General features: G+C 47.3%; 1 protein-coding gene. It reads left to right on the top strand.

Annotated elements, in window-relative coordinates; all coding sequences use genetic code 11:
- Positions 1 to 1,184 (top strand): elongation factor Tu (tuf, locus tag R7Q41_RS24160; RefSeq protein WP_017822038.1); only part of this gene is annotated, 1,184 nt, incomplete at its 5' end.
- Positions 1,185 to 1,190: the final 6 nt, after the last annotated feature.

Genomic DNA, 1,190 nt, shown 5'->3' with positions numbered 1-1,190 from the left:
TGTCTAAAGAAAAATTTGAACGTACGAAACCGCACGTTAACGTTGGTACTATCGGCCACGTTGACCACGGTAAAACAACTCTAACTGCAGCTATCTGTACTACTCTTGCTAAAGTTTACGGCGGTGTAGCTAAAGACTTCGCATCTATCGATAACGCTCCAGAAGAGCGTGAGCGCGGTATCACAATCGCAACTTCTCACGTTGAGTACGACACTCCATCACGCCACTACGCACACGTTGACTGTCCAGGACACGCTGACTATGTTAAAAACATGATCACTGGTGCTGCACAGATGGACGGTGGTATCCTAGTTGTTGCTGCGACAGATGGCCCAATGCCACAAACTCGTGAGCACATCCTACTAGGCCGTCAGGTTGGTATCCCATACATCATCGTATTCATGAACAAATGTGACATGGTTGACGATGAAGAGCTACTAGAACTAGTAGAAATGGAAGTTCGTGAACTTCTATCTGAATACGATTTCCCAGGTGATGACCTACCAGTTATCCAAGGTTCTGCACTAGGCGCACTAAACGGCGAAGAGCAGTGGGAAGCGAAAATCGTTGAACTAGCAGAAGCTCTAGATACTTACATCCCTGAGCCAGAGCGTGCGGTAGATCAGCCATTCCTAATGCCTATCGAAGACGTATTCTCAATCCAAGGTCGTGGTACAGTAGTAACTGGCCGTATCGAGCGTGGTATCCTAACTGTAGGTGACGAAGTTGCTATCGTAGGTATCAAAGACACTACTACAACTACATGTACTGGTGTTGAGATGTTCCGTAAGCTTCTAGACGAAGGCCGTGCAGGTGAGAACGTTGGTGCACTTCTACGTGGTACTAAGCGTGACGAAGTTGAACGTGGTCAAGTACTAGCTAAGCCTGGTTCAATCACTCCACACACTAAGTTCGAATCAGAAGTATACGTACTGTCTAAAGATGAAGGTGGTCGTCACACTCCATTCTTCAAAGGCTACCGTCCACAGTTCTACTTCCGTACAACTGACGTAACTGGTGACATCCAGCTACCAGACGGCGTAGAAATGGTAATGCCAGGCGACAACGTACAGATGACTGTAGAGCTAATCGCACCAATCGCAATGGACGAAGGTCTACGTTTCGCGATCCGTGAAGGTGGCCGTACAGTAGGTGCTGGTGTTGTTGCTAAGATCTTCGACTAATTCATA

Origin of the sequence: Vibrio sp. 2096, from assembly GCF_033339595.1 — a bacterium.
In the GTDB taxonomy this organism is placed as follows: domain Bacteria; phylum Pseudomonadota; class Gammaproteobacteria; order Enterobacterales; family Vibrionaceae; genus Vibrio; species Vibrio alginolyticus.
This window is presented reverse-complemented; position numbering and strand designations above follow the sequence as displayed.